This is a genomic window from Enterococcus sp. PF1-24 (assembly GCF_029893325.1).
Taxonomy (GTDB): Bacteria; Bacillota; Bacilli; order Lactobacillales; family Enterococcaceae; genus HY326.
In genome coordinates this window covers 48023-55329 of record NZ_JARXWL010000021.1, presented here as the reverse complement: position 1 = coordinate 55329, position 7307 = coordinate 48023, and the positions used below count along the sequence as shown (strand labels likewise).

Annotated in this window: 7 protein-coding genes; 3 read left to right on the top strand and 4 right to left on the bottom strand. The window is 36.3% G+C overall.

Annotated elements, in window-relative coordinates; translation table 11 throughout:
• Nucleotides 1-96: 96 nt before the first annotated feature.
• The 3 genes from M2139_RS10075 to M2139_RS10065 all read right to left on the bottom strand — a co-directional run bounded on the left by M2139_RS10075 (nucleotide 97) and on the right by M2139_RS10065 (nucleotide 3568).
• The gene (locus tag M2139_RS10075) at nucleotides 97-1257 is read right to left on the bottom strand and encodes a pyridoxal phosphate-dependent aminotransferase (RefSeq protein WP_280738718.1); all 1161 of its coding nucleotides are present in this window, start codon (nucleotides 1255-1257) and stop codon (nucleotides 97-99) included.
• A 105-nt stretch (nucleotides 1258-1362) separates the two neighbouring features.
• Nucleotides 1363-2085: an amino acid ABC transporter ATP-binding protein gene (locus M2139_RS10070; protein ID WP_280738717.1), complete on the bottom strand. Its 723-nt coding sequence runs from the start codon at nucleotides 2083-2085 to the stop codon at nucleotides 1363-1365.
• Nucleotides 2078-3568: an ABC transporter substrate-binding protein/permease gene (locus tag M2139_RS10065; protein WP_280738716.1), complete on the bottom strand. Its 1491-nt coding sequence runs from the start codon at nucleotides 3566-3568 to the stop codon at nucleotides 2078-2080. Before M2139_RS10065 ends, M2139_RS10070 begins: the two co-directional genes overlap by 8 nt.
• Nucleotides 3569-3824: 256 nt before the next feature.
• Between M2139_RS10065 and M2139_RS10060 the strand changes: the two genes are divergently transcribed.
• From M2139_RS10060 to M2139_RS10050, 3 genes are all read left to right on the top strand, one after another.
• A complete protein-coding gene (locus M2139_RS10060) occupies nucleotides 3825-4919 on the top strand; it encodes an iron-containing alcohol dehydrogenase family protein (protein ID WP_280738715.1) in 1095 nt (364 codons plus the stop codon).
• 125 nt (nucleotides 4920-5044) lie between these two features.
• Nucleotides 5045-5923 carry a PhzF family phenazine biosynthesis protein gene (locus M2139_RS10055; protein WP_280738714.1) on the top strand — a complete coding sequence of 293 codons (879 nt, stop codon included), beginning with the start codon at nucleotides 5045-5047 and terminating at the stop codon, nucleotides 5921-5923.
• A gap of 13 nt (nucleotides 5924-5936) precedes the next feature.
• Nucleotides 5937-6986, top strand: a complete 1050-nt coding sequence (locus tag M2139_RS10050) for a DUF3114 domain-containing protein (protein WP_280738713.1) — start codon at nucleotides 5937-5939, stop codon at nucleotides 6984-6986.
• A gap of 43 nt (nucleotides 6987-7029) precedes the next feature.
• Here M2139_RS10050 and M2139_RS10045 read toward each other — a convergent pair whose 3' ends face one another.
• Nucleotides 7030-7299: a hypothetical protein gene (locus M2139_RS10045; protein ID WP_280738712.1), complete on the bottom strand. Its 270-nt coding sequence runs from the start codon at nucleotides 7297-7299 to the stop codon at nucleotides 7030-7032.
• Nucleotides 7300-7307 lie beyond the last annotated feature (8 nt).

Below are 7307 nucleotides of genomic sequence, written 5' to 3'. Positions count from 1 at the left end.
CCTAAAAAAACAGAAATCCCACAAAAACATAATGGTTTTCATAGAATTTCTTTTTTTTGAAACTACGAACATAATTTACTTATGTCACAGCCCCTTTTATTTTAGATAAAATTTCAATTTTTCTAAGCGATCAAAGGCTTCTTTTAAGCAATCAAGGCTTTGGGTGGCTGCTAAACGAACATAGCCGTCACCAGTCGTTTCTCCAAAAGCTTTACCAGGAATCATTAAAACTTTTGTTTCTTTTAGAACTTTTTCAACGAAAGCCACTGAATCTAAGCCGGTTTTTTCAATATTAATAAAAGCATACATAGTGCCTTTAACAGGCGATAAAGTTAAATAAGGAATTTCAGCAACGCGTTTTTCCACGTATTCTAAACGTTCTTTAAAAACGTCAACGACTTTCGGGACTAACTCATCAGCGTGTTGTAACGCATAAATTCCCGCTCTTTGTGAAATTGTCGGAGCAGAGTAGGTTAAGCTTTCATTGATTAATTTGGCGATGCTATTTACATTAGCTGGTGAAATCATATAACCCATGCGCCAACCGGTCATAGCAAAAGCTTTCGAGAAACTGCTAAAAGTAATCGTATGATCTGGCGCAAAAGTCGCCATTGGTACAAATTCTTCATAAAAACTAAAAGCTTCATAAACTTCATCAGATAAAATATACAAATCATTTTCAATCGCCACATCAGCAATCGCTTTAAAAGTTGCCGGTGAAAAGACTGCGCCGGTTGGATTATTTGGTGAGTTAATAATAATCGCTTTAGTCTTATTAGTGATGGCTTTTTTCAAAACTTCAACATCAATCTGAAAACCATCTTTTTCAAAAGTAGGAATAAAAACCGGTTTTCCGCCAGCGAAAATCACTTGATCTTTGTAAGGGGAGAAGTAAGGTTCGTGAATAATCACTTCATCACCAGGATTTAAAATCGCTTGTAAAGCCAAATACATACCATGCAAGGCGCCAACTGTTCCACGAACTTGAGTCGTTTCGAAAATTAAATTGTATTTTTTTTGATAAAAATCAACAACATTTTGAATAAATTCTGCACTACCGTCTGAAGCAGTGTAGTGTGTGTGGCCCGCTTGAGCATCTGCAAAAGCAGCTTCAATAATTGCTGAGTCGGTAATTAAATCAGGATCTCCAATTGATAAATCAATTAAATCCGTCATTTGTTTGGCCAAAGTGGCAATTTCCATTAATAAATTTTCAGCTGGCGTTTTAAAACGTTCAGCAACTTCTAGTTCAGTCATTAACGAACACATCCTTTATAATAAACTTTTTCTTTACAATACACCTACAGCTCGAAATAATCCACAATTGGAAAAATTTCGAGCTGGTGTTTACATCTTGCTATTTTATAAAACTTTTCTTAAAAAGTCTTGGGTTCTTGGATTTTTTGGAGCACCGAAAATTTCAGCTGGTGTGCCTTCTTCTTGAATAATGCCTTCATCCATGAAAATTACGCGATCCGCAACTTCACGAGCGAAGCCCATTTCATGAGTAACCACGACCATGGTCATGCCTTTTTCAGCTAAAGCTTGCATAACTGCTAAAACTTCGCCAACCATTTCAGGATCTAACGCTGAAGTGGGTTCATCAAAAAGCATCACATCAGGATTCATAGCTAACGCCCGGGCAATCGCTACCCGTTGTTGTTGACCACCTGATAAACTAGCAGGGTAGCTGTCAGCTTTATCTTGTAAGCCAACTTGCTCTAATAAATCCAAAGCTGCTTTTTTCGCTACTTCAGGATTTTCTTTTTTGACTTTAATCGGGCTAATTGTTAAATTCTCTAAAACTGATTTATGGGGGAACAGGTTAAAACTTTGAAAAACCATCCCCATTTTTTGACGTAATTGATCAATATTAACGCTTTTATCTAACAGATTTTTACCTTCAAAATCAATGATACCATCGGTTGGGTCTTCTAAAAGATTTAAGCAGCGAAGAAAGGTACTTTTACCGCTACCAGAAGGGCCGATAATTACGACAACTTCTCCAGCTTTAACTTCTAAGTCAATTCCTTTGAGAACTTCGTTTTTTCCGAAGGTTTTATGCAGATTTTTTACATTAATCACTAGTACTCATTCTCCTTTCAGCAACACCTAATAGGCGAGATAATGCAAATGTTAAAACAAAATAGATTAAGGAAACAATGACATAAGGCATAAATGGCTTGAAGCTAGCTCCTTGAACTACGCCAGTTTGGAAAATTAATTCTGATACACCAATCACTGAAACCACAGAAGATTCTTTAATTACTGTTACAAATTCATTTCCTAAAGCTGGTAAAATATTTTTAATAGCTTGTGGGAAAATAATATATTGCATTGCTTGCGTTTGATTCATCCCTAATGAACGAGCGGCTTCTAATTGACCTTTGTTAACGGCATTAATCCCAGCCCGAACAATTTCCGCCACATAAGCACCACTGTTTAGTGATAAAGCGATACAACCAGCCATCAATTTAGATAACTCTAAACCAATCACGCCGGTACCGAAATAAACGATGAAAATTTGCACCAATAAAGGCGTGCCCCGAACGTATTCAATATAAGCCGTAGCAATAAAGCGAATCAGTTTGTTTTTTGATAACTTCATAAAGGCTAATAGCGCCCCGAAAATCGAACCGAAAAGTACTCCGACAAAAGCTAAAAGCACTGTATAACCAGCACCGGATACATAATAAGGTAAGTATTTTTTCAAGAAACCTTCATCTTCAGCTTGGTTTTCTTCAGAATCACTACCAAACATTAATCCATTAGCTTCTTCTTGATAAGTTTCAAAAAGGTGATTTTCCGTAATTAAAGTGATAGAAGCATCGACTTTTTCAAGTAAGACAGGGGCGTCTTTAGAAATCGCCACCGCAGTTTGTTTAGAACCGTCAATAAATTCGATTTTTTCAGCAACAGCCAAATCAGAACTTGCTTGGGCATAAGCGTCCGCCACAGGCCCTTCTAAAACAATTGCATCAATTTTTTTACTTTTTAAATTGGTAATTAAATCAGGAACTTTTTGCAGAGAAGTGACTTTTGAACCAGTCATTTCTTTTTGCGCTAATTCTTCTTGGGTGGTTTGCTTTTGGGCACCAACACCAACGCCGTCAAAATCAGCAGTTGAAGTAAATTTGTCTTTATCTTCAGCTCGCACTAAAACTTTTTGGGTAACGGTCATATAGGGAGCAGAAAAGTTAACTTCTTTTTCCCGCTCGGCAGTTTTAGCCATACCAGAAATAACTAAATCAATTTTGCCAGTTTTTAAAGCACCTAACAGGGCATCAAAACCTAATTCTTCAATTTTTAGCTTAACCCCTAAATCGTCAGCGATTTTTTGAGCAATCGAAATGTCAAAACCAACAATCGTGTCTTTGCCTTCAATGGTTGTATGGAATTCATAAGGGGCATAATCGGCAGATAAACCGACGACTAATTCACCTTTATCCATAATTCGCTGGTAAACAGGATCGCTTTCTTCAGCCGAAACGCTTGTTAATGGTAGGAAAGAGAAAAGTAAAATTACAGCAATCATCAAGCTACGACTGATTTTTTTCAAAATTTTCATATGTTTCACTCCTTATCTTTAGTAAAAGAACAACTGATTTTTGTCAAAAAAACGAAATTGTAAGCCAAAACTTGACCTTTTTATGAAATGGTATAAAATTTACGCTTTTTTGTATAAAAATACATTTGTCATTTGTTGTGATTTATAATATCATATATTTAATTATTGGAAAAGAATAAATTGAAAGAAAATGCAAATTTCTGCAAATTAAATGAATAAATTTGTGAGATTCACAAATTGAAGGGGAAGATTGAAAATGGAGCAAGCATTAATTGTAAGAGGGGCACCACAAGAATATCAATGCGGAGCAGGTGCTTGGCAACAATTACCTAATCATTTGAAGCGTCGTGATTTAAAAAAATTATTAGTTTTGCATGGGGAAAAATCTTGGGCAGCCGTGAAAAATTATTTTCCTGATTTATCAAAGTTTGAGGTAGATTATGAATATTACGGTGGTAATTGCACCGATGAGTTAGCTGAAAAGTTTGCTCAATTAGTTTTAACTAATAAATATCAAGGAATTATTGCGGTTGGTGGCGGAAAAGTCAGTGATTGCGGGAAGTTGGCGGCTTATTTAGCCAAAGTGCCAATTATTATGTTGCCGACTTTATCAGCAACTTGTGCGGCATACACTCCTTTAAGTGTTGTTTACGATGACCATGGAGTCATGGAGCGTTTGGCATTTTTCCCTGTCAGCAACGCTTTAGTTTTAATTGAACCCGCAGTAATTTTAGAATCGCCAGTTGAGCTAATGGTTGCTGGCATTGGCGATACTTTAGCGAAATGGTACGAAGCAGATGCTATTATCGCCCAGTTGGAAATCAAACCGATTGAAGTCAAGGTGGCAGAATATGCAGCTCAGCAGTGTCAGGAAGTTTTATTAAGAGACAGCGAAGCGGCTTTAGCTAGCATGGAAAAACAAGAAATCAGCCAGCCCTTCTTAAATGTTTTAGAAACGAATATCTTATTAGCCGGCATGGTTGGTGGCTTTGGGGATGAATATGGCAGAACAGCTGGCGCTCATTCGATTCATGATGCTATGACTTTATTGCCAGCCAGTCATCAGCAACTTCATGGTAATAAAGTGGCTTACGGTGTTTTCGTGCAATTAGTGATTGAAATGAAATGGCATGAAATCGAAAAATTATTACCTTTTTATCAAAAATTAGGGTTACCTCATTCTTTAGCCGCAATGAATATGCATTTAACTGAAAAAGAATACATGGCAGTTGCCACTAGAGCTTGTATTGAAGATGAAACAATTCACTTTATGAAAGAAGAAATCAGCCCGGAAATCGTTAAACAAGCGATGCTTGATTTAGAAGCATTTATGGCAGACAAAGGCATTTAAAAGACTGAAACTGTAAAATTCGAGAAAATAATTGAATTTTACAGTTTTTTTCTATGGAAGAAATGATAAAATGTTTAACAACCATCTTTTTAAAAGGTAAACCTATTTTGCAAGGAGAATAAACTATGGCGGAAAAAATAATTCAATTGCAACAAGTGGATGTTTTTACTAAAGAAGTGAACCAAGGAAATCCAGCAGGGGTTTTATTAGTTGAAAATGAGTTAACTGAAGACGAAATGCAATTAATTGCCAAAAAAGTTGGTTTTAACGAAACAGTTTTTATTTTGCCAAGTCAGCTGGCTGATTATCGCTTGCGCTACTTTACGCCAGGGCATGAAACACCTCTTTGTGGCCATGCCACTTTAGGGGCAGTTCATTATTTAAGTGAACTAGGAAAAGTTGAACAGCAATTAACGATTGAAACTGGTGTGGGTGTGTTAAAGATTACTATTGATGAAAACCAGCAAATCGTCATGGAGCAAGATACTTTAAAACAAGTTGCCTTTAAGCAATCAAAAGCAGCGTTATGTACAGTTTTAGGCATTGAAACGACTGATTTAGAAGAAACGTTGCCAATCGAATATGGCAATACTGGTTCATGGACCTTGTTAGTGCCAGTTAAAAGTAAAGCTGTTTTAGCAAAAATGCAGCCTTTGACAGCAGAATTTCCTGATGTTTTAAAAGAAATGCCTAGAAGTTCGATTCATCCTTTTGCGATTATTGATAAAGAAAAACAAGAATTTGTTGCTCGCCATTTTTCTTCGCCTTTTTCGGGAACGATTGAAGATTCGGTAACTGGTACTGCCTCTGGTGTGATGGGAGCTTATTTTCAACAATATTTATATCCAAATGAAAAAAGTTTAACCGTTACGATTTATCAAGGTGAATTTATTGGTAAAGCCGGCGAAGTTAAAGTTTTTATAGCAGAAAAAAACGGTGAACAATTAGTAAAAATAGCTGGCACCGCCGTTATGAATCCCCAAGAACTTAAGATTAGCTATTAATTGAGAGGTGCTTATGAGTCCGTCGTTAGAGGAAATAAATAATCAACCACATTTACAATATTATTATCAAAAATTACAAAAGTCTGGTTGGAATCAAGGGGCTTGCCAAGTATTTTTTGCAGATTTGCCAGTCAATCAATCTCAGCAAGCTGTTTTTTTGCAAAAAAACTATGTTGATACTTATCTGGTAGGTTCAGAACTTTATCTGAAGATGTTGGCAGGCATGATTAATCAGCAAGAATTGAATGTTAACAACAGTCGAATACTCTTAAAATTGATTTTAGCGCAATTAGGTGCTGAGATAGATCAGTTTGAGATGCTGCAACTAGTTGGTACCCATACGTTCGGAGAAAAAATCCCGCCCCATAGCGAATTTTTTGTTTATTTAGCCAAGTTGGTTCAAACCGCTTTTCCTGATGGTTTGGTTGCTGATTATGAAAAAGCTACTTCAGCAGTAGAACAGCAATTTCCTAAAAGCATTCATCAATTGCGAATGTATCTTGATCGCCATAATATCGCCTATATCAGAAATTATTTTAAAACTTTGGGGGATAGCGATGAAGTTGCGTTAGCTAACTATGTTCAGGCAACAACTGTTGCCGGTGGTTTAGCTGGTGAAAAGATGATTGGTGAGCGGGGGCGCCTGCACAATAAATTTATTAAAGGAAGTCGCTTTGATGCCAAAAAGCTTAATCGTAAACGTTTAACGCCTGATTTTCATGCTGAGTTTATTTTAGATAGTCAAGGAAACTTTTTAACGCCCCATGATTTTTTCGTGGTAGAAGCAGGGCGAATTATTAGTGATCCGCTTTATTATCAGCAGCAATCAGCAGATCAACAGTTGCAAATCGAAGCCGCTATAGTTAATGGTGAATCATTTAATTATGCCAATCGCAATAATAATCTGCATCGCTTATTAGATATTCAGCCACCAGCTGTTTTAGATTGTCAGCTAAGAAAAACCGCCATGAAAAAGTGGCAAAGTCCTAAAAACATTAGTGAATATTGCTGGCGTAAGCTTGATTTACAAAGGAAAAGTTATTTTAAACGCAATAAATTATAAAAAATAAAGGCTAATCTTCAAGCAGGGAGGAACTGTTTGAAGATTAGCCTTTATTCATTAAACTAGCAATTTTTTCAAATTGAATAATAATTTCTGGTTGACTATGCAGACAATATTTCCGCACAACAAATTGTTGTCGTTGATTAAAATCACCAGTAATTGTAAGACGCATCCCATTGCTGACTTCAGCAAAAAAATTGAGGCTATGAACAGCAATCAAGCAATTGGTATCATCTAGAGAAAAGCGTATTAGTGGGGACTTGGATAATTTAAGTATTTTGATTTTAGATACAATTCCTGTTTTTGAAATCATGCTGTTCA